General features: G+C 50.4%; 18 protein-coding genes. 9 read left to right on the top strand and 9 right to left on the bottom strand.

All coding sequences use genetic code 11. The features are described from left to right. Positions 1-59 precede the first annotated feature (59 nt). From NXS09_RS07355 to NXS09_RS07375, 5 genes are all read right to left on the bottom strand, one after another. Positions 60-767, bottom strand: coding sequence for a thiol:disulfide interchange protein DsbA/DsbL (locus NXS09_RS07355; RefSeq protein WP_259291906.1), 708 nt, complete (start codon positions 765-767; stop codon positions 60-62). 20 nt (positions 768-787) lie between these two features. After that, positions 788-1633 carry an SPOR domain-containing protein gene (locus NXS09_RS07360; protein WP_259291907.1) on the bottom strand — a complete coding sequence of 282 codons (846 nt, stop codon included), beginning with the start codon at positions 1631-1633 and terminating at the stop codon, positions 788-790. A gap of 103 nt (positions 1634-1736) precedes the next feature. Beyond that, positions 1737-3227 carry a YifB family Mg chelatase-like AAA ATPase gene (locus tag NXS09_RS07365; protein WP_259291908.1) on the bottom strand — a complete coding sequence of 497 codons (1491 nt, stop codon included), beginning with the start codon at positions 3225-3227 and terminating at the stop codon, positions 1737-1739. A gap of 5 nt (positions 3228-3232) precedes the next feature. Further along, positions 3233-3562 (bottom strand): accessory factor UbiK family protein, encoded by a 330-nt coding sequence (locus tag NXS09_RS07370; protein ID WP_259291909.1) that lies wholly within the window; start codon positions 3560-3562, stop codon positions 3233-3235. 148 nt (positions 3563-3710) lie between these two features. Continuing rightward, positions 3711-5183 carry an amino acid permease gene (locus tag NXS09_RS07375; protein ID WP_259291910.1) on the bottom strand — a complete coding sequence of 491 codons (1473 nt, stop codon included), beginning with the start codon at positions 5181-5183 and terminating at the stop codon, positions 3711-3713. Between the two features lie 294 nt (positions 5184-5477). On the opposite strand from NXS09_RS07375, the gene obgE reads away from it, so the two are divergent. From obgE to NXS09_RS07390, 3 genes are all read left to right on the top strand, one after another. Then, positions 5478-6626, top strand: coding sequence for a GTPase ObgE (gene obgE, locus NXS09_RS07380; RefSeq protein ID WP_259291911.1), 1149 nt, complete (start codon positions 5478-5480; stop codon positions 6624-6626). 151 nt (positions 6627-6777) lie between these two features. Beyond that, positions 6778-8196: a cysteine--tRNA ligase gene (cysS, locus tag NXS09_RS07385; protein WP_259291912.1), complete on the top strand. Its 1419-nt coding sequence runs from the start codon at positions 6778-6780 to the stop codon at positions 8194-8196. A gap of 402 nt (positions 8197-8598) precedes the next feature. Then, a complete protein-coding gene (locus NXS09_RS07390) occupies positions 8599-9222 on the top strand; it encodes an MlaC/ttg2D family ABC transporter substrate-binding protein (protein WP_259291913.1) in 624 nt (207 codons plus the stop codon). A 59-nt stretch (positions 9223-9281) separates the two neighbouring features. On the opposite strand, the gene NXS09_RS07395 is transcribed toward NXS09_RS07390, so the two are convergent. The 4 genes from NXS09_RS07395 to moaC all read right to left on the bottom strand — a co-directional run bounded on the left by NXS09_RS07395 (position 9282) and on the right by moaC (position 12293). Beyond that, positions 9282-10028, bottom strand: coding sequence for a lysophospholipid acyltransferase family protein (locus NXS09_RS07395; protein ID WP_259291914.1), 747 nt, complete (start codon positions 10026-10028; stop codon positions 9282-9284). A 61-nt stretch (positions 10029-10089) separates the two neighbouring features. Next, on the bottom strand, positions 10090-10842 hold the full coding sequence (locus tag NXS09_RS07400) for a GNAT family N-acetyltransferase (RefSeq protein ID WP_259291915.1): 753 nt from the start codon (positions 10840-10842) through the stop codon (positions 10090-10092). Positions 10843-11005: 163 nt separating this feature from the next. Further along, positions 11006-11758 carry a HesA/MoeB/ThiF family protein gene (locus tag NXS09_RS07405; RefSeq protein WP_259291916.1) on the bottom strand — a complete coding sequence of 251 codons (753 nt, stop codon included), beginning with the start codon at positions 11756-11758 and terminating at the stop codon, positions 11006-11008. A 37-nt stretch (positions 11759-11795) separates the two neighbouring features. Continuing rightward, complete coding sequence (moaC, locus tag NXS09_RS07410; RefSeq protein ID WP_259291917.1) at positions 11796-12293, bottom strand: cyclic pyranopterin monophosphate synthase MoaC; 498 nt, start codon at positions 12291-12293, stop codon at positions 11796-11798. Between the two features lie 272 nt (positions 12294-12565). Here moaC and ppc point away from each other — a divergent pair, with 272 nt between their 5' ends. From ppc to NXS09_RS07440, 6 genes are all read left to right on the top strand, one after another. Next, on the top strand, positions 12566-15268 hold the full coding sequence (ppc, locus tag NXS09_RS07415) for a phosphoenolpyruvate carboxylase (RefSeq protein WP_259291918.1): 2703 nt from the start codon (positions 12566-12568) through the stop codon (positions 15266-15268). A gap of 226 nt (positions 15269-15494) precedes the next feature. Then, positions 15495-16544, top strand: a complete 1050-nt coding sequence (locus tag NXS09_RS07420) for a metallophosphoesterase (RefSeq protein WP_259291919.1) — start codon at positions 15495-15497, stop codon at positions 16542-16544. A gap of 87 nt (positions 16545-16631) precedes the next feature. Further along, positions 16632-17186, top strand: coding sequence for an oligoribonuclease (gene orn, locus NXS09_RS07425; protein WP_259291920.1), 555 nt, complete (start codon positions 16632-16634; stop codon positions 17184-17186). 76 nt (positions 17187-17262) lie between these two features. Continuing rightward, positions 17263-19899, top strand: a complete 2637-nt coding sequence (gene pepN, locus NXS09_RS07430) for an aminopeptidase N (protein ID WP_259291921.1) — start codon at positions 17263-17265, stop codon at positions 19897-19899. A 166-nt stretch (positions 19900-20065) separates the two neighbouring features. Further along, a complete protein-coding gene (locus tag NXS09_RS07435; RefSeq protein ID WP_259291984.1) occupies positions 20066-21055 on the top strand; it encodes an NAD(P)H-dependent glycerol-3-phosphate dehydrogenase in 990 nt (329 codons plus the stop codon). Positions 21056-21169: 114 nt separating this feature from the next. After that, the gene (locus NXS09_RS07440) at positions 21170-21562 is read left to right on the top strand and encodes a hypothetical protein (RefSeq protein WP_259291922.1); all 393 of its coding nucleotides are present in this window, start codon (positions 21170-21172) and stop codon (positions 21560-21562) included. Positions 21563-21564 lie beyond the last annotated feature (2 nt).

Raw genomic sequence — 21564 nt, forward strand, 5'->3', positions numbered from 1 at the left:
AAAGAAATAAAGAAATAGAGAAGGCAGCCCTGTTTGGCTGCCTATTGACTGATTACACGTTACTTATTAGCTGATTTGGCAATAAAGGCACCTTTGCTTTTCAAAGCTTGAACAGGGGCTTTAGCAGCCGGTTTCGGCAGCCCGCGCTCTTGGCGTACTTTATCTACCAATGCATCAATGGTATTCATCGCACTGTTCCAATCACCGGAAAATTTAGCCTGATACTTACCACCAATAATAATGGTCGGCGTGCCGCTGATTTGATACATATTGGTCAACTCTTCCATTTTCTTGGCTTGGGCAGGATTGCTGAACGAATCATATGCAGCAACCAATTTGGCGCTATCAAAGCTTTTTTGGTTTGCCGCCCATTTTTTGAATGTATCGGTATCGCCCAAGTTGATTCTTTGTTCGTAAACCGCTTTGAAAACCTCAGGGTTTGCCTGATACTTCAAACCGGAACTGGTTACCGCTGCGGCCACACGCGCCAAGCCCAAATGCTCCGGCTGCCACACCACATGCTCGGTACGCAAATAAGTATCTGAAGGGAAGCTGCGGGTATGTTTCAATAAAATCGGATCAAGATGGTAACAGTGTACGCAGAAATAACCGAAGAATTCCAATACTTCGATTTTATTATCCGGTTGGATTTGCGGAATCGGTTGCGGCAGAACAGTGTAGTCGGTTCCTTCTACCAGTGCTGCATTTGCCTGTGTTGCCAAAGTCAATGCTGTGGCGGTTGCCAGTAATATAGTTTTCAATTTCATGTGTTTTTTCCTATCTTCTATTATTTAACGGTTCGTGCAAAACTATCGACACCGTTTTTCTTCAAAACTTGTTGGGTTTGTTTGGCCGAATTGCTATCCAAACGGTTGCTTTGTACGCGGTAAACATGTTTACCGTTTACGTCAGCCTCGGTAATGCGGCCGGGAACGCCCATCATCGCCAATTTGGCACGATGTGTTTCCGCACTTGCGCGATCATTAAACGAGCCCATCTGTAACACAACCATACGGCTGCTTCGGGCGGATTGTTTTTCCGCTTGGCTTGCTTTAGCTTTTCTATCCTCTTCTTTGCGAACATCCTCACGGGCTTTTTCAATGCTGCCGCTGTTTAAAATCTGTTCGGCGGAGGGTTGCGTTTCTTTCTTGGGTGTTGCCTTAGGTGTTGCCTTTTTCGGCTGCTCACGCTCTTTTTTCGGTTTCGGTTTGGCTTCCGCTTTTTTCTCGACAGGTTTGCTTTCGCGTTTAGGTTCAACGCGGGGGGCTGGCGGAGTTGCTTTTTCCGTTTCAACCGGAGGCGGTGTGACCACGTTGTCTTCTTCCTCAACAATAACTTCCCCAGTTTCTTCTTCGGATGCCTGTTGCTCTTTAATAAAGTCACCCATCACATCAGACGCTTGTGATGCTTCTAAAGCCGGTTCACTGGCTGTCGATGGTTCGGATACGGCGGAAACGCTTCTGTCCGGCGTTAATATTTCAGGTTCCGGCGCTTCTTCGACAACATCTTCTTTAAATACTTTTTCATTGCTTCTGTTAATGAAAAAAACCACGCCGGCAATCACTATGGTTGCCAGCAATAATCCCAATAAAAAGCCCGATAGGCCCTTACCGCTTTGTTTTTTTGTGTTCATAAATAACCAACATCTTTCTACTTGTGATGCCGTCTGAAAAGTATCGTATCAATATATTTTCAAATGGCGCATTCTAGCAACATCTTATAGTTAAAGCAAAGCTTTACAAAGCCCGCCGAAAACCGACCGCCCGCAATACATGGCCTTTATCCACCGCTTCATCGCCGTTTAAATCGGCCAAGGTACGGGCAACCCGCATAATACGGTGAAAACTGCGTGCGGAAAGGGCTAATTTTTCCAACACGCCGGCCAAGGTTTTTTGAGCTTCTTTAGAGACCGCAGCAACATTATCCAGTTCCGTAACGTTCAAGGCGGAATTGAGCTTACTTTGGCGACGGTATTGCCGCGCACGCGCCGCTTCCACCCGTTTGCGCACGTCAATACTGGCCTCCCCCGCTTCCTGCACCACCAACTCTTCCGCCGACAATGCCGGCACTTCGATCGTCAGATCGATACGGTCGAGCAGCGGTCCCGATATTTTACCGCGATAGCGGGCAATACTTTCAGGCGTACAGCGGCATGGTTTGACCGGATGCCCCAGATAGCCGCACGGGCAGGGGTTCATGGCCGCCACCAATTGGAACTTAGCCGGATAAACCGCTTTGTGCGCCGCACGGGAAATATGGATTTCACCCGTTTCCAAAGGCTCGCGCAACACTTCCAAAACTTTACGGTCAAATTCGGGCAATTCGTCTAAAAACAAAATACCGTTATGCGCCAGAGAAATTTCTCCCGGCCCCGAATTTCCGCCGACAATAGCCACCGGGCTGGAAGTATGATGCGGCATTTGCGCCGGACGGCTGCCGTTTAACACCTGCCTATGGTTCGGCAGCAACGAACGCAGCGACCATACTTCAATTAATTCTTCGTCGGTTAACGGCGGCATAATACCCGGCAGCCGTTGTGCCAACATCGATTTTCCCGTGCCCGGCGGGCCGACCATCAGCAAACTATGTCCGCCTGCCGCCGCAATTTCCAAAGCCAATCTTGCAGTATGCTGCCCTTTAACATCGCGTAAATCAGGCATATCGGCATATTCGGACGGCCTTTGGCCTGCATCGTAAACAGTTTGGGCCAGCGGCTCAACCGCATTCAGATGGGCGGTCACCTGCCCGAGACTGTCGGCGCCGTAAACGGTACTACCACGCATAACCGCCGCCTGACAAGCGTTTTCAGACGGCAGCACAAACGCCCTACCCGCCTGCATACCCTGCCATGCCATCGCCAAAGCACCGCGAACGGGGCGCAACATGCCCGACAATGCCAACTCTCCGGCAAATTCGTATTCAGGCAATTTGTCTGCCGCCACTTGGCCGGAAGCCGCCAAGATACCGAGCGCTATCGGTAAATCAAAGCGCCCCGACTCTTTAGGCAGATCGGCAGGCGCAAGATTGACGGTAATTTTTTTTGCGGGAAAATCAAAACCGCTTTGGATAATGGCCGCCCGCACACGGTCGCGGCTTTCCTTAACCTCAGTATCGGGCAGCCCGACAATATTGAAAGCAGGCAATCCGTTGGCAAGATGGGCTTCCACCTCAACCAACGGAGCATTCATGCCGCTTAATGCGCGGCTATAGACGACGGCCAGAGACATTGATTTCAGACGGCCTTGTTTTCTGTATTTTCTTCTACATTATCTGTCTGTTCGGTATTTTCCGCAGCAGGCGGTACAGTAGTTGTTTCGACTTGTTCGGGCGGTTGGCCGCCTTCCAATTTTGCCAACCGCTCTTCCAGCTCGGTAAGCTTGGTACGGGTTTTAATCAATACCTGCTGCTGAATATCAAACTCTTCGCGGGTTACCAAATCCATGCGGTTAAATGCGCTGCCCAGCATGGCTTTCACATTTTTTTCCACGTCTTTGGCCGGGCTGTTGGCAATGGTTTCGCCGAGTTTTGCCGACACTTCTTCAAATATCTTTTTGCCGATCATTTCCGTATTCCTTTTCATTCACGGGTGGGTTTTAAGCCATTGTATAGCGAATCAGGCCGTCTGAAAACCGTTGCTCCGGTGTTTTCAGACGGCCTGAACATCATATTGCCAAACACATAAACCTTATCAAGGCTGCCTTAGCCGATAATCAATCGGCATCTTGGCTTAAATCCACTTCTTGTAAAGGCACTTTATGGGTTTTATAACGCAGCTTGTGGTAGAAATAAAAACCGAAGAATACCGGCAAGCCCATATAGGTAATAATCAAACGATCCCAATCCAAACTGCCTTTCAATACCAGTTCGGTATCTTGACCGATAATCACCAATATACACAAAGCCAACGCCAACAAGGGGCCGAAAGGGAACCATTTCGCACGGTAAACCAAATGGTTCAAATCTTTACCTTGAGCCAAATAAGCACGACGAAAACGGTAATGGCTGACTGCAATACCCAACCACGCGATAAATCCGGTTAAGCCCGAAGCCGCCAGAATATACTCATAGGCTTTATCACTGAACAACTGCAAGAAAAATACTGCCAACACCACAATAGCCGTCGCCAATAATGAGAATACCGGCACACCGTTTGCAGAAGTACGGGCAAACGCTTTATAAGCCAAACCGTCTTTAGCCATCGCATACAGCATACGCGTTGACGCATACATGCCCGAATTACCCGCCGAAAGAATAGAGGTTAGAATCACCGCATTCATCACGGCAGCGGCAAACGCCAAGCCTGCACGCTCGAACACCAGCGTAAACGGTGATTTGGCAATTTCATCGACATCCGCACCCAATAGTTCGGGGCTGGTATAGGGAATCAGCAACCCGATGACCAAAATGGCCAAAATATAAAAAATCAGAATCCGCCAAAACACCTGATTAACCGCTTTGGGAATACTTTCCTGCGGGTTTTCCGACTCGCCGGCGGTAATCCCGATCAGCTCCGTTCCCTGAAATGAGAAACCGGCAATCAAAAACACGCCCAACATCGTTAGAAACTGGCCGCCGACGCCATCGCCCAAAAACGGTGCATCGCCCACCACCATATTGCTCAAACCGACATATTCGCCGCCGAGAATACCGAAAATCGTTAAAATACCGACACCCAAAAAGACCACCACGGTTACCACTTTAATCAGTGCAAACCAATATTCCGATTCGCCGTACGCCCGTACAGATAAGGTATTCAGCATAAAGATAATGGCAAAAAGAACCAAACTCCACGCCCACGGCTCCATAAAGCGCATCGGTTCCCAATAAGTAATCACCACCGCTGCAATCACCACGTCGGCGGCCACCGTAATCACCCAGTTAAACCAATAGTTCCAGCCGAGTGCAAAGCCGAGCGACGGATCGACAAAGCGTGTCGCATAAGTGCTGAACGAGCCGGAAGTCGGCAAATAAGTGGCCATTTCGCCCAATGAAGTCATCAAAAAATAAACCATCAAACCGATGGCGGCGTAAGCGACAAGCGCGCCGCCGGGGCCGGCCGAACTGATGGCCGTACCGCTGGCCATAAACAGCCCCGTGCCGATACAGCCGCCGATGGCAATCATCGACAAGTGACGCGTTTTCAGGCGACGTTGTACCTGAGTATTGTGTTGAATATCTGACATAATGTTAATCCGGACGAAAAGCCGCAATAAAAAGTAAAAAAACGGTAAAGAAGCGCATCATACCTAAAAAATTTAGTGATGTGTGTGATTATTATCAGAAATGTATCAGACAACGTTCCTAAATATCATGAGAAAAACCAACCATAGCAAGCTATAAGCCGCAGCCAATAAAAAATGTTTCAGACGGCCTCTTGACATATCCTTTATAATATCAACCCATTGAACACTATTCAGACGGCCTATTGAATACAACAACTTAAACAGGCCGTCTGAAAACAACGCTTAGAGAACCATATGAAATTTATAGACGAAGCAAAAATCGAAGTGGCCGCTGGCAAAGGCGGCAACGGCGCAGTCAGCTTCCGCCGCGAAAAATTTGTCCCGCGCGGCGGGCCCGACGGCGGCGACGGCGGCAAAGGCGGCAGCATTTTCGCCATTGCCGACGAAAACATCAACACCTTGATTGAATACCGCTTCGTTAAACGTTATCAAGCCAAAAACGGCGAAAAAGGCCACGGTTCCGACCGCTACGGCAGAGGTGCCGACGATATCGAATTACACATGCCTATCGGCACGGTTATCCGCGACACCGATACCGGCGAAACGCTTGCCGACCTCACTCGTCACGGCCAAAAGGTCTGCCTAGCCCGTGGCGGCAAAGGCGGATTGGGCAATATCCACTTTAAATCATCCGTTAACCGCGCCCCCAAACAGGCCACACCCGGTGAAGACGGGGAAATCCGCAGTTTACAACTGGAATTAAAAGTATTGGCCGACGTCGGCCTACTCGGCATGCCCAATGCCGGCAAATCCACCCTGATTTCAGCCGTTTCCGCCGCCCGCCCGAAAGTGGCGGACTATCCGTTTACCACCCTGCACCCGAATCTCGGTGTGGTGCGTATGGATGAGAACAACAGCTTTGTGATGGCCGACATTCCCGGCCTGATTGAAGGCGCGGCCGAAGGTGCCGGCTTAGGGCACCGCTTTCTGAAACACCTTTCACGCACCGGTTTGCTGCTACACGTTGTCGATCTCGCTCCTTTCGACGACAGCATCAACCCGGCCGAAGAAGCCTTGGCGATTGTTGAAGAATTGCGCAAATATGATGAAGAAGAGCTTTACGGCAAACCCCGTTGGTTGGTTCTCAACAAACTCGACATGCTCAGCGAGGAAGAAGCCGAACAACGCACTGCCGAATTTCTAAAGCAAATCGGTTGGAACCATCCCGCCCCCGACGACCGTTTCGGTTTCGACATGAATACCCCGCGCCTGTTTAAAATCAGTGCACTGGCGCATCAGGGTACGCAAGAGTTGGTTTATCAAATCAACGCCTACCTGACAGAGAAAAAACGTTTGGCGGCAGAAACCGAAGAAGCGGAAAAATATCATGAAGCCGTAGCAGAGCAATCAAAAACAGACACATCCGTGTTTAAAGCGGAATAAAGCCGTCTGAAACCCAAATCATGATATAAAACCGCTTCAACCCAAATATGTATGCACCAATAGACAAGGCTATGCCATAATTTAGCGTTCGGTTTGTCCATGCGGCATAACCGATAATTATTTTTCTAAAGAAAGAATCTAAAGAAAAACCATGCTGACTGTTTACAACACACTAACCCGCCAAAAAGAACCGTTTCACCCCATCAATCCCGAAAATGTGCGTATGTACGTTTGCGGTATGACTGTTTACGACTATTGCCATTTGGGTCATGCCCGCGTGATGGTGGTGTTCGACATGATTGCCCGTTGGTTGCGCCAACAAGGCTATCCGCTCACTTATGTGCGCAATATTACCGATATCGACGATAAAATCATTGCCCGCGCGGCGGAAAACGGTGAAAGCATTCAAGCGCTGACCACACGGTTTATCCAAGCCATGAATGAAGACTCGGCGGCTTTAGGCGTGATTCCGCCCGATGTCGAGCCGAAAGCGACCGAACACGTCCGGCAAATGATTGAAATGATTCAGCGTTTAATCGACAACGGCAAAGCCTATCCCGCAGACAACGGTGATGTTTATTACGCCGTGCGTGAATTTGCCGCCTACGGACAACTGTCCGGCAAATCGTTGGATGATTTACGGGCAGGCGAACGGGTGGAAGTAGACGGTTTCAAACGCGATCCGCTGGATTTTGTATTGTGGAAAGCAGCCAAACCCGGCGAACCGGCATGGGAAAGCCCATGGGGGCAAGGCCGTCCGGGCTGGCATATCGAATGCTCGGCCATGAGTGAAGAATTATTCGGCAACACCTTCGATATCCACGGCGGCGGTGCCGACCTGCAATTCCCCCATCATGAAAACGAAATCGCCCAAAGCTGCGGTGCACAAGGCGGCGGTTGCAGTCATAGCCATCATGAAGTAAACGGTAAAACCATTGCCAGCCATGTGAAATATTGGTTGCACAACGGCTTTATCCGTGTCGACAATGAAAAAATGTCGAAATCATTGGGCAATTTCTTCACCATCCGCCAAGTATTGGAACAATACGATGCCGAAGTGATCCGTTTCTTTATTTTACGCGCCCACTACCGCAGCCCGCTTAATTATTCCGATGCCCATCTGAATGATGCCAAAGGTGCGTTAACCCGCTTATACACGGCGCTAAAAAATACGCCGCCGGCAGAATTTGAAGTAACAGAAAATGCCAACGACTACACCCGCCGTTTCTATGCGGCCATGAATGATGACTTCGGCACTGCCGAAGCCGTAGCGGTATTATTCGAACTGGCCAATGAAGTCAATAAAACCAATAGTGCCGAGTTGTCCGGCTGCCTGAAAGCACTGGGCGGCGTTATCGGTTTATTGCAACGCGACCCTGTAACCTTCCTGCAAGGCGGCAGTATTTCAGACGGCCTTTCTTCCGAAGAAATTGAAAAACTGATTGAACAACGCAAACAAGCGCGTGCCGAAAAAAATTGGGCCGAATCCGACCGCATTCGTGATTTACTCAATGCCGAAAATATTATTTTGGAAGACGGCGCTGGCGGCACCACTTGGCGGCGCGGCTGATGACAGTATGTCGAACTTTATCCGACTATCCCCCTCTAAGATTTAATATATTGAAAAATAAATTTATTTTTTAAAGCAATTTAAATCGAATCTTTCCAGACAAGCTGGTGTATACAAAATACAATGCCGTCTGAAATTTATTCAGACGGCATTGTTAATCATGGAAAAATAAATACACTCATGCTAACTATCACCAAAAAATATTGGCTGATACCTTAAAATTGTTTATTATAGTAAATGTTTAGTATTGTTAAGATAATTGGCTGGATTGTTAACCCACTCTATCCGAACACATCATACAATAGCTAAATATTATGTAACCATTCGGTTTTATGGGTAATGAAATCGCTATTTTTTATGAAATATCCACCTCACCTGCTCAGAACTTCATAGGGAGAAAGAATGAATAAATTAGCAACCGTTTTACTAACTACCCCCATTGTGATTGCCGCACCTTACGCTGCCGCAGCACAAGCCCAGCTTCATCCGGCTCAAATCCAATTACAACAGAATATCGAATCTGTTCTGAAAATCGCACGCAATGACAATTTAAGTGACCAGCAAAAAATCCGCCAAATCGAACACTATGCGGATAACTATCTTGATTACCAACGCATCGCAGCACTCGCCGTAGGTTTGCCGTGGCGCCAATTTAGCCCCAAACAAAAAACAGATTTTATCGCCGCATTCAAAGAAATGATGATTGCCATGTATTCCCGTTCGGCGCTATTGGGGGCATCAACCACAAAAGTTAAGCTCCTGCCGAAGCTGGTGGATAACGGTAGAAACCGGATAGACGTTTTTACAGAAGTACAAACCAAAAACGGTAATAGATACGAAGTATCCTACCAACTCTATAAAACCGGTTCGGCATATAAACTGTACAATATCCGCGTTGACGGCGTGAGTATGGTCACGGTTTACCGCAATCAGTTTAACGACTTAATCAAACAAAAAGGTATCGACGGCACCATCAGCACCGTTCGTGCCAAGGGTTTAAAAAAAGCCGATGCCATAAAAGATTAATAAAAACCATTTCCAAACTTAAAGCCGTCTGAAAAATTTCAGACGGCTTTAAGTTTATCCTAACCCAGTTGCTGTTGTTTTTCACTCAATAAACGATGAACGGCTGCTGCCGTCTCATGCCTATCGTCACTCGCCTCAACCGGCTCTAAGAAATGTAACTCCACCACACCGCTACTTTGGCCAACCACCATCTTCATCGATTCAATCAGACTGATATCGCCATAATATGCCATAGCCGGATTCGGGCTGCTGCCGTCGGCATTCGGATAACGGCACAATACCGGAATTAAAGATACGCCCGCTTCATAAGGTGCCTGAAAAAAACTGGTTTTAAAGGGCAGAATCATGTGCCCTTCCGTGCTGGTTCCTTCAGGAAACAAAGTCACCGTATCACCGTTTTTCAACGCCTCGGTTACCTGTCGGATTTTTACGCTGTTGCCCTCCGTTCCCTTATTGCGGGCGACATAAACGGTTTGCGCCTGCGTGGCCAGATAGCCGACTATCGGCCACTTGGCCACATCATCTTTCGCCACAAACCGCCCGGGAAAGGCTGCATTAATTGCCATAATATCGAGCCAGGAAATATGATTGCAAACCATCATCTGCCCTTGCCCTACTTCAGGCAATTTACCGTAAACCTTGAGTTTCAGCCCACATGAAGCCAATACCCGCAGCGACCAAAGCTGAATGGCACGCAATTTACGTTGTTTACTGTAAAAAGGAAACAAAACAAATATTTCCACCGTACCGTACAATAAACAACCGGCAATACACAACAAACGAAAAAGGGATCTTAAGATAGTCATATTGAAAAAATACAGATAGAGGCCGTCTGAAACCTTTCAGACGGCCTCAAAATTATTGATATTAGAGTCTGTCGGAAAAACGTTGCAAATAACGGTCTTCCAAACGGTTAACATCCATCAGGATCAAAATATCGGCGCAATTAAACGATTCATCCACACAAGGCTCGCCGCAAAACCAAGCGCCTACATTGAGATAACCTTTAATTAACGATGGGCAGGCAGGATTTTCAACCGGCTGTACTTTATCCCATTTCATAGGATTCAACGGTTTGACCCGCCATTGTTCGGGTGCCAGATAATCTTTTTTCAACAAATGATACAAACCCGCCGCTTCATGACCGCCGTCTTCCATGCTGATACTGCCGCAACCGATCATAAAACGGAAATTTCCGTCTTTTATAAATTTTATCAACCCGGACCACAACAGCATAATCAGGCCGCCGTTACGGTAGTCGGGATGAATACAGGCACGCCCCAATTCCACTGTTTGCGGCAGTATATCTTTCAGCGGGCTTAAATCAAATTCATGCTCGCTATACCAGCCGCCTGCAGCTTTGGCAGTCTCTTCGGTAATCAGTCGATAACAGCCGACCACTTCACCGGTGGCATCGTCAAAAGCCAATAAATGGTGGCAGTGCTCATCATATTCGTCTACATCCAACCCGTTACTGCTTTCAATTTCTGCACCCAATTCTTGGGCAAACACTTGAAAGCGCAAACGCTGGGCGGCTTCCACTTCCTCCCGTGTTTCCGCCAAACGGACGGTAAATCCGATTTTAGGGCCGGTCGTATTAAAACGGTTTTGTTCTGGCATACAGATATGCTCTCGTTTTATGAGTAAGGCGCAAAGTATAACAGAGACGGCTTGGCTTTTACCATTGGCTCCATACACTCTCGCCAAGAGTTATATCAAATACTGTTCAGTATCAAAAAAGTGATATAAATATTGGTGATTTTACAACATTAGTTGATATATTTTAAACAACGGTTTGCCCGCACACACGGCAATTGGGATCTCGCTCGAAAGTAAACCGATGCCACTCGTTGGTAAGCGCATTGTAAGTAGACAACACGCCATGAGCGCTTTTACCGATACCGGTGAGGATTTTTAAGGCTTCGGACGCTTGTGTCGTGCCGATAATACCCACCAATGGCGCAAATACGCCGAACACGGCACATGCCCCGTCTTCGGCATGATCGCCGTCAAACAGGCAAGCATAACAGGGGGAATCGGGTAAATCGGGGCGGTATATCGCCAGCTGCCCTTCAAAGCGCACGGCCGCACCTGAAACCAAAGGGGTACGGGTGATTACGGCAGCACGGTTAATCGCTTGGCGGGTGGCAAAATTATCGCAACAATCCAACACAATATCACATTGCCGCATGAGTTCGCTTAAACGCTGCTCGGTTAACCTTTCGTTTAACGCAGTAATATCCACACGGCTGTTAATGCCTTTCAGACGGCCTGCCATAGTTTCGGCTTTACTCTGCCCGATATTTGCTTCGGTAAAAGTAATCTGGCGTTGCAGGTTGGTATCGTCGATGGTGTCATCATCGGCAATAATCAGTTTACCCACCCCGGCGGCGGCCAAATAAGGCAGGGCGGCCGCGCCCAAACCGCCGCAGCCGACCACCAATACAGTGGCGTCCAGCAATTTTTGCTGGCCTTCAATGCCGATTTCATCAAGCAAGATATGGCGGCTGTATCGCAGTAGGTCGCGGTCGTCCATGTGTTCGCACCAATAATTTATTGTATATTTATATTGATTAATAATTTAAATTTTCAAGGCTGTCGTCGAATACGAAGGTTCCGCTTTTACCGCCGGTTTTGGTTTCCAGATGAATTTGTGAAATCACCATGTTTTTATCTACCGCCTTAAGCATATCGTAAATCGTCAGCAGGGAAATATTAACTGCGGTCAAGGCTTCCATCTCTACCCCGGTTTTCCCTTCCGTACTGGCGGTTACCGTGGTTTTGACACGGGCAAGCTGTACATCGACATCAAAATCCACCCGCACATGCGTTAGGGCAACCGGATGGCACAGCGGAATCAGAAAACCGGTTTGCTTGGCCGCCTGAATACCGGCCACACGGGCAATACCGAGCACATCGCCCTTAGCCGCGCCCTTAATAATAAATTGAATGGCCTCATGGCTCATATTAATATAGCCGCTGGCTTTGGCAGTACGCTTGGTCGGTGCTTTTTCGCCCACATCCACCATGTGGGCTTCGTTATTTTCGTTGAAGTGAGTTAAGTCAATCATGATCGTTTCCTGAATGTATTTCAAAATATTAGCCTTGCAGCCGTCTGAAAATGGACTGCACGCTTGTGTATTTTAAGTGATTTTAATGGTGCCGACTATGGTATTACCATTGATTGTGATGAAATTTATTGATTAAATCCAACAATAACGATATCAATTCGGCATAAACAATCATATTACAAAAAATGTTTTCCGGATATGGTTGCCCGTGATGGTTTCTTCTTTAACCTTGCTATACAATTCCCGCACTTTTTCCGTTCAGAAAGGCCTCTATGCAGCTTCACATACTCAATCATCCCAAAGATACCGCGTTGGCAGGGGATGTCGAATTTTTGACACAGTCTTTATTCAAACTGTTGCACAATGAAACCACCGAAATTGTGTTGGATGCCGTTAAAAAACTGGCAGCATCTAACGACAGCGGCCCTATTATCGAAGAAGTGCTGCCTTTGCTGAACGAAAACCAAGTGCAAAATCTGATTATCGCCTGCGGCATGTTTTCGCAAATGCTTAATATTGCCGAAGACGTTCACCACGAACGCCGCCGCTTGGCGCATGAACAAGCCGGTAGTAATGCCGCGGCCGGTAGTGTGGCCGATACCGTTCGCAAGCTGCAAGAACATCAGATTGATGCCGCCACGGTTCAACAACAACTCGACCACACCCACATTGCCGCCGTACTCACCGCACACCCGACCGAAGTGCAACGGCAGGCCACCTTGAATTTCCACCGCCGCATCAGCGCCCTATTGCCGAAGCGGGAAAATTGCAACAGTGCCGAAGCCTTGGCCGAACTTCAACGCGAAGTCGATACCACCCTGTTGGCTTTATGGCAAACCAGCGAAACCCGCCATTACAAAATCACCGTCAACAACGAAATCAACAACGGCGTTTCGATTTTCCCGCTCAGTTTTTTCCAAGCCCTACCCAAACTCTACCGCAGCATGGAAAAAGCTTTTCAGACGGCCTATCCCAAAATCCGCGTGCCCGATATTCTGCAAATCGGCGGCTGGATAGGCGGCGACCGCGACGGCAACCCTTTTGTTTCCGCCGACACCCTACGCTATGCCTTTACCCAGCATGCCGACACCGTTTTCCATTATTACCGCCGCGAACTGGCCGCGCTGTATCACGACCTGCCGCTTTCCATCCGCCGCGTTGATGTAAGTGAAGCCCTGTTGGCGCTATCCGCCCGCTCGCCCGACACCGAAATCGCGCATGAAGAAGAGCACTACCGCCGTGCCATCGCCTACATTATGGCGCGCCTGATTGCACGCGGTCATGAAATCGGTTTAACACTGGGTTGCCGTTTCGGCCTATTGGAGCCCTACCGCAACGCCGACGAATTTATCGCCGACCTAGAAATCCTCAGCCGCTCATTGCGTGAAAACGGCAGCGGTATGCTGGCAGATGCCCGTTTGGCGGATTTAATCCGCATGGCTTCCGTATTCGGTTTCTATATGATGCCGCTCGACCTGCGCCAACATGCCGCCAAACATGGTGAAGTCGTGGCCGAATTGTTTCAAAAAGCCGGGTTAGAAGCCTACGAAACCTTATCGGAAGCCGAAAAACAAACGGTTTTATTGCGCGAACTGCAACACCAGCGGCCGCTATACAGCCCCTATATCGATTACAGCGACCATACCCGCCACGAATTGGCTATTTTCCAAGAAGCCCGGAAAATCAAAAACGAATTGGGCGAACACGCCATCAACCAAAGCATTATTTCCAATTGCGAACAGCCCAGCGACTTACTGGCCTTGGCATTGCTGCTGAAAGAAAGCGGCCTGCTCACATTGGAAAACGGCAAACCACACAGCCGCATCAATATCGTGCCGCTGTTTGAAACCATCGAAGCCTTAGAAAACGCCTGCTCGGTAATGAATACCCTATTCAGCCTGCCGTGGTATCGCGATTTATTATCCGGCCGCGACAACATCCAAGAAATCATGCTCGGCTATTCCGACAGCAATAAAGACGGCGGCTATGTCAGCAGCTCATGGGGGCTTTATCAGGCCGAATTAGGCTTGGTCGAACTCTTCAAACAACACGGCATCCGCATGCGCCTTTTCCACGGACGCGGCGGCAGCGTCGGGCGCGGCGGCGGCCCCTCTTACCAAGCCATTCTGGCGCAACCGGCCGACAGCGTCGCCGGCCAGATACGCATTACCGAACAGGGCGAAGTGATTACCGCCAAATACGCCGAACCCGGCAATGCCCGCCGCAATCTTGAAACACTGATAGCCGCCACCCTCGAAGCCAGCCTGCTGCCGCAACACAAAATACCCGACGGCCAACTAATGCAGGCGCTTTCCGACAGCGCGTTTAAGCACTATCGCGCCCTGATTACCCGTGACGGCTTTATCGACTACTTCCTGCAAACCAGCCCGATTCGGGAAATCGCCACCCTCAACCTCGGCAGCCGCCCGGCCAGCCGTAAAACCTTGGCGCGGATTCAGGATTTGCGCGCTATCCCGTGGGTATTCTCATGGGCGCAAAACCGCCTGATGCTGCCCGCATGGTACGGCTTCGGCAGCGCGGTCGAAGAAGTCTGCCAAGCCGACAAAGGCCGTCTGAAAGACTTACAGCAACACGCACAAAGCGATCCGTTCTTCCAAGCCATGCTCTCGAATATGGAGCAAGTAATGGCCAAAACCGATTTAACACTGGCGGAAAACTACGCCGGCCTAAGCGAATCGCCCGAACAGGCAGCGGAAATTTTCGGCCTAATCAAAACCGAATACCTCAAAAGCCGCCAAGCCTTACTGGATATTCTGCAAGCCGACGAACTGCTCAGCGATAACCGCACCCTCGCACGCTCGCTGGCCTTGAGAATCCCCTACCTCAACGCCCTCGGCAGCCTGCAAATCGCATTGCTCAAGCGGCTGCGGCAAGACCCCGACAACCCGCGCCTGCTGCAAATGGTGCATCTCACCATTAACGGCGTTGCCCAAGGTTTGCGCAATACCGGCTAACGTATCCGCAACCGAATCAGGCCGTCTGAAAAGCCATTTATCCCTTTTCAGACGGCCTGATTTTTTATACTTACCGTTATCGTATCAACCATACCTTTCAGACGGCCTCACCCACCGAAAACAGCCGAACAAGCCGTTTGGCGCTATAATTTACGTTTGAAATGTAGGTTCTGACTTCTACATTTTTCTATTCCCGATAACGGATAACAACAAGAGAATCCGCACCATGCCCTACCGCTACCGACAACCCCTACCCGATACGCCGCTGGATATTATCGGCGACGTACACGGCGAGCTTGAACCGCTTCAAGCCCTGCTTCATCAGCTTGGCTACAACAGCGACGGCAGCCACCCGCAGGGTAGGAAAATCGTGTTTGTCGGCGACTTATGCGACCGCGGCCCCGACAGCCCTGCGGTTTTAAACTGGTTTTTCCAAGCGCATCAGGCCGGCAATGCCTTGATGGTACTCGGCAATCACGAGCTGAATTTATTGGTATCCGACCCCAAAGACGGCTCGGGTTGGTTTTTCCCCCAACGCGGCAACGCCGACACCGAACGCTACGCACCGTGGCACATTCTTCCCGACTCGGAAAAATCCGCACTCACCGACTGGTTGGCCGAACAGCCGCTCATTCTCGAACGGCACGACCTGCGCATTGTCCATGCTGCTTGGATAGCCCGAACCTTTCCGGCACTCGATGCCGCTTACGGTGAAAGCATTGTCGAACAATACCGCCGCTTTGATGACGAACTGAAACAACAACTCCGAACCGCCGACTGGTATGCCGATTATCTCGACGAACAGCAACGCTATAAACCGCTGCTCGACGATGCCGACCGCCTGCCGCCCGCCATGCCCGCTACGGCACAATACGAACTCAACCGCAGCCGCCTCCACCCCATCCGCGCCCTCACCAGCGGCATCGAGCACCTCGCCGCCAAGCCTTTTTATGCCGGCGGCCGTTGGCGTTTTACCGCCCGATACGGCTGGTGGGACGACTATACCGAAAACATTCCGGTGCTCATCGGCCACTATTGGCGCAGCCGCTACCCGCAACCGCCCGCCTCCGACAGGGAAAACATCCTCCCTGCCGCCGGCAACGCATGGCACGGCGCAAACAATAATGTGTTTTGTGTCGATTTTTCCATCGGCGCCCGTTGGCGCGACCGCAAACGCGGCATACCGCCGCAACAATCCAAATTCTTTTTGGCCGCCCTACGCTGGCCGGAAAACGTGCTGGTATTCCACAACGGCGAGCGCGAACCCACCGTTTAAACATCCGCCTCAAATGTTCAGACGGCCTCCAAGCCATAAATCCTTTATAATAAGCGCTGATTAAAATAGATAAGGCCGTCTGAAAACATGACTCAAAACGCAACCCATCTTTGCTGGCTCGATATGGAAATGACCGGGCTGAACCCCGAAACCGACAAAATTATCGAAGTCGCCATGATTATTACCGATCAGGATTTAAACGTATTGGCACAATCCGAAGTGTATGCCATCCATCAAAGCGACGACATCCTAAACAATATGGACGCATGGAACACCGCCACCCACGCCCGCACGGGGCTGACGCAGCGGGTGCGCGAATCGAAACACACCGAAGCCGAAGTCGAGCAAAAACTATTGGACTTTATGGCAGAATGGATTCCCGCCCAAACTTCCCCGATGTGCGGCAACACCATCCACCAAGACCGCCGTTTTATGGTGCGCTATATGCCCCGTCTTGAAACCTACTTCCATTACCGCAATCTGGATGTTTCCACCCTAAAAGAACTGGCACGCCGTTGGAACCCCGCCGTTTACAAAGGCGTGGTCAAAAAAGGCGCGCATCAGGCTTTAGACGATATTTTGGAAAGCATTGAAGAAATGCGTTATTACCGCGAACACTTCCTGCGGCTGCCGACGGCATAAACCGACAGGCCGTCTGAAAATAACCGCCTGAAACCGCCCGATACCGACATCACCGAATTTTATAGAAGAGCGCTTTATGAGCAAAACCGTACATTACCTGAAAGACTATCAGGCTCCGGCCTACACCGTTTCCCACACCGACCTACATTTCGACATACAGGAACCCTACACCACCGTTCAAGCAGATTTGGCCGTTGTGCCGCAAACCATCGGCGCCCCGTTGGTGTTGGACGGGTCCGCCGAATTGCTATCAGTCCGCATCAACGGCAACGACGTCAGCGACTACACACTGGCCGACGAAAAACTCACCATCGCCAACGTGCCGCACGAAGCCTTTACCCTATCGGTAGCAACACGCATCAAGCCGTCTGAAAACAAATCGCTAATGGGATTGTATGCATCGGGCGGCAACCTGTTTACCCAGTGCGAACCGGAAGGTTTTCGTAAAATCACGTTTTACCCCGACCGCCCCGATGTGATGTCGGTTTTCACCACCACCATCACCGCCGACGAAAGCCGCTACCCCGTTTTGCTGTCCAACGGCAACAAAACCGACAGCGGCAAACTTTCAGACGGCCGCCATTGGGTAAAATGGTCGGATCCGTTTGCCAAACCGAGCTACCTGTTTGCTTTGGTTGCCGGCGATTTGGCCAAAACCAGCGACAGCTTCACCACCCGCAGCGGTAAAACAGTCGCCATCGAATTCTATACCGCCGCAGCCGACCAAAATAAAACCGGATTTGCCGTCGAATCGCTGAAAAACGCCATGCGTTGGGACGAAACCCGCTTCGATCTCGAGTACGATTTGGATATCTACATGGTTGTCGCCGTCGGCGACTTCAATATGGGCGCGATGGAAAACAAAGGCCTGAATATTTTCAACACCAAATACGTTTTGGCCGACAGCCGTACCGCCACCGATGCCGATTTTGCCGGTATCGAAAGCGTGATTGCCCACGAATATTTCCACAACTGGACAGGCAACCGCGTGACCTGCCGCGACTGGTTCCAACTTTCACTCAAAGAAGGGCTGACCGTTTTCCGAGATCAGGAATTCTCAGCCGACCGCGCCGGCATGCTGACCCGCATCGAAAACGTCGCCCTGTTGCGGCAGCACCAGTTCCCCGAAGATGCCGGCCCCACCGCCCACCCCGTCCGCCCCGCTTCTTACGAAGAAATGAACAACTTCTACACCATGACGGTTTATGAAAAAGGCGCGGAAGTGGTGCGCATGTACCACACTTTCTTAGGCGAAGCAGGCTTCCAAAAAGGCATGAAACTGTATTTCCAACGCCACGACGGCCAAGCCGTTACCTGCGACGACTTCCGCGCCGCGATGGCCGATGCCAACGGCTTCGACTTCGACCAATTCGCCCTATGGTACAGCCAAGCCGGCACCCCTGTTTTAGACGTTGCCACCGAAGCGCAAAATAACGGCGGCTACCTTATCCGCATCAAACAGCACATTCCCGCCACGCCGGATATGGCCGATAAAAAACCGATGATGATACCGGTGAAAATCGCCCTCTTTAGCGCCGAAACCGATTCATTCGGCCAACCGGTCGCATTCGGATTGGACAACAGCGATGCCTTGCAAACCGAAACCGTTTTGCGCGTTACCGAAGCCGAACAAACATTCGTTTTAAAAGGCGTTAACCGCCAAGTCGTTCCCTCGCTGCTGCGCGGTTTCTCCGCCCCCGTGCACCTCAACTACCCATACAGCGACGAAGATTTAAGCGTTTTATTGGCCGCCGACAACGATCCTTTTGCCCGTTGGGAAGCCGGACAAACCCTATACCGCCGCGCCATTGCCGCCAATGAAACCGCTTTGGCACAAAAGCAACCGCTGCCGGAACACACTAAGCTGTTGCAAGCAGTCGAATATGTGTTAAAAGCGGATTTAGACGCCGGTTTCAAAGCCATGCTGTTAGGCATCCCACACGAAGCCGAATTATGGGCCGACCGCAACACCATCGACCCCTTGCGCATCCACCACGCCCGCGAAGCCCTGCTTGATCTTATCGCCACCCGCTTCAAAGATTATTTTTACGCCCTCAATAGCGAAGGTGCGCAACATGAGCAACAAGCCGACCCGGCCACCCGCTACGAATACAGCCCCGAGCTGGCCGGCTGGCGCAGCTTGCGTAATGTCTGCCGCGCTTTTGTCTTACGCGCCGATCCGGCACATATCGACACCGTCGCCGAACGCTATGCCGCTATGGCGCAAAACATGACCCACGAATGGGGTGTCTTGTCGGCCGTCAACCACAACGAAAGCGATAAGCGCAACGAATTACTGGCCGCCTTTGCTGAAAAATTCAGCGAAGATGCTTTGGTGATGGACAAATATTTCATGCTCGTTGCCGCCAGCCGCCGCAGCGACACCCTCACCCAAGTTCAGACGGCCTTGCAACACCCAAAATTCAGCTTGGAAAACCCCAATAAAGCACGTTCGCTACTGGGTGCGTTCAGCCGTAACATCCCCCATTTCCATGCCGAAAACGGTTCGGGCTATGCCTTTATCGCCGACAAAGTGATGGAAATCGACCGCTTCAACCCGCAAGTTGCCGCCCGCTTGGTACAGGCCTTCAATATCTGCAACAAACTCGAACCTGTCCGCCAACAACACATGAAAGAACAACTCAAACGGATTCAGGCGCAACAAGGCTTATCGAAAGATACCGCCGAAATTGTCGGCAAAATCCTTGCCTAACCGTGTTTACCGAGCTTAGGCCGTCTGAAAACTGTTCAGACGGCCTAAGCATCCCTACTTTGCAGCTGTTTACAACAACCATTTGAAACACATCAAACCCATGCGCTTGCACGGTCTGCATGATTGTTTTAAAGTAAACGGCATTACATCTGCGAGAACAACCGACATGAACATTACCGTTATAGGCGCAGGCTCTTGGGGAACTGCATTAGCCATCCACTTCGCCCTACACGGGCACCGCGTTGCTTTATGGTCACGAAACCGCGACCACATCGAAACCATCGAAGCAGAGCGTGAAAACAAACACCACCTGCCCGGATTCGCTTTCCCCGAAAACCTAACCGCACACACGGATTTAACCGATGCGTTAAAAGACAGCGAACTGGTTTTAATCGCCACGTCCGTTGCCGGTTTGCGCGACAGCGCACAATTGCTGGCCGAACACAATGCCGGACACCTGCCGGTATTAACCGCCTGCAAAGGCTTTGAGCAAGATACCGGATTGATGGCGTTCCAAGTGGTGAAAGAAGTGCTGCCGGACAACAACCGCATCGGCATGCTTTCCGGCCCCAGCTTTGCGCAGGAACTGGCCAAACAACTGCCTTGCGCCGTGGTATTGGCTTCTGAAAACAAAGCATGGATTGAAGCATTGGTGGGCAGCCTCAATACCAATGTATTGCGTCTATACGGCAGCGAAGACGTTATCGGCGTGGCTGTCGGCGGTTCGGTGAAAAATATTATGGCCATCGCCACCGGCCTTTCAGACGGCCTCGAATACGGCTTAAACGCACGCGCAGCCTTGGTAACGCGCGGTTTGGCCGAAATCACCCGCTTGGCCGTTGCCATGGGTGCACACCCCAAAACCATGATGGGCTTGGCCGGCATCGGCGACCTTATTCTTACCTGTACCGGTGCGCTTTCACGCAACCGCCGCGTCGGCTTGGGCTTGGCAGAAGGCAAAGATCTGCATCAGGTATTGCTGGAAATCGGCCATGTATCCGAGGGCGTCAGCACCATCGAAGAAGTCTTCAATACCGCGTGCAAGTACCAAATCGATATGCCGATCACGCATACCCTACTGCAACTCTTACGCAAAGAGCTCAACCCGCAGCAGGTTGTCGAACGCCTGATGGATCGCGAAGCCCGTTTCGAATAATCGTTCAACCCATACGGCAGGCCGTCTGAAAAATATCGCGTTCAGACGGCCTTATTTGACAGCATCTTTTATCCCTACTATGCTTGCGCCCATATTAACCGAGCGGTGTACAACATGAATCAGTATCTAGACAAACTCGAAGCCGGCGTTTACCAACTGATACAAAAATTTGAAACCCAAATAGGTGAAAACAAACGCCAACAGGAAGAAATTGCCCGTCTGCAAGCAGCGATTGCCAAGCAAAAAGAGGCGCAAGCGCAACAAAAAAACGAACACGAAGCCGCAGTAGACGAACTGAGCGAAGCACTCATGGCGCAGATGCACAACCTCAAAAATGAAACCGAACAGCGGATTCAAGAAGTGACCGATGAAATGCAAAGCAGAATAGATGCATTAACTGCCGAAAACCAAAAATACCGCGACGCATTGGCTGCCAATGCCGAGCACCTCCGCACCCTGTTGGCACGCCTGCCGCAAGAAAATACCACAACCATACAAGAGGGCTAAAC

Origin of the sequence: Neisseria montereyensis (assembly GCF_024834045.1) — a bacterium.
Lineage (GTDB): Bacteria > Pseudomonadota > Gammaproteobacteria > Burkholderiales > Neisseriaceae > Neisseria > Neisseria montereyensis.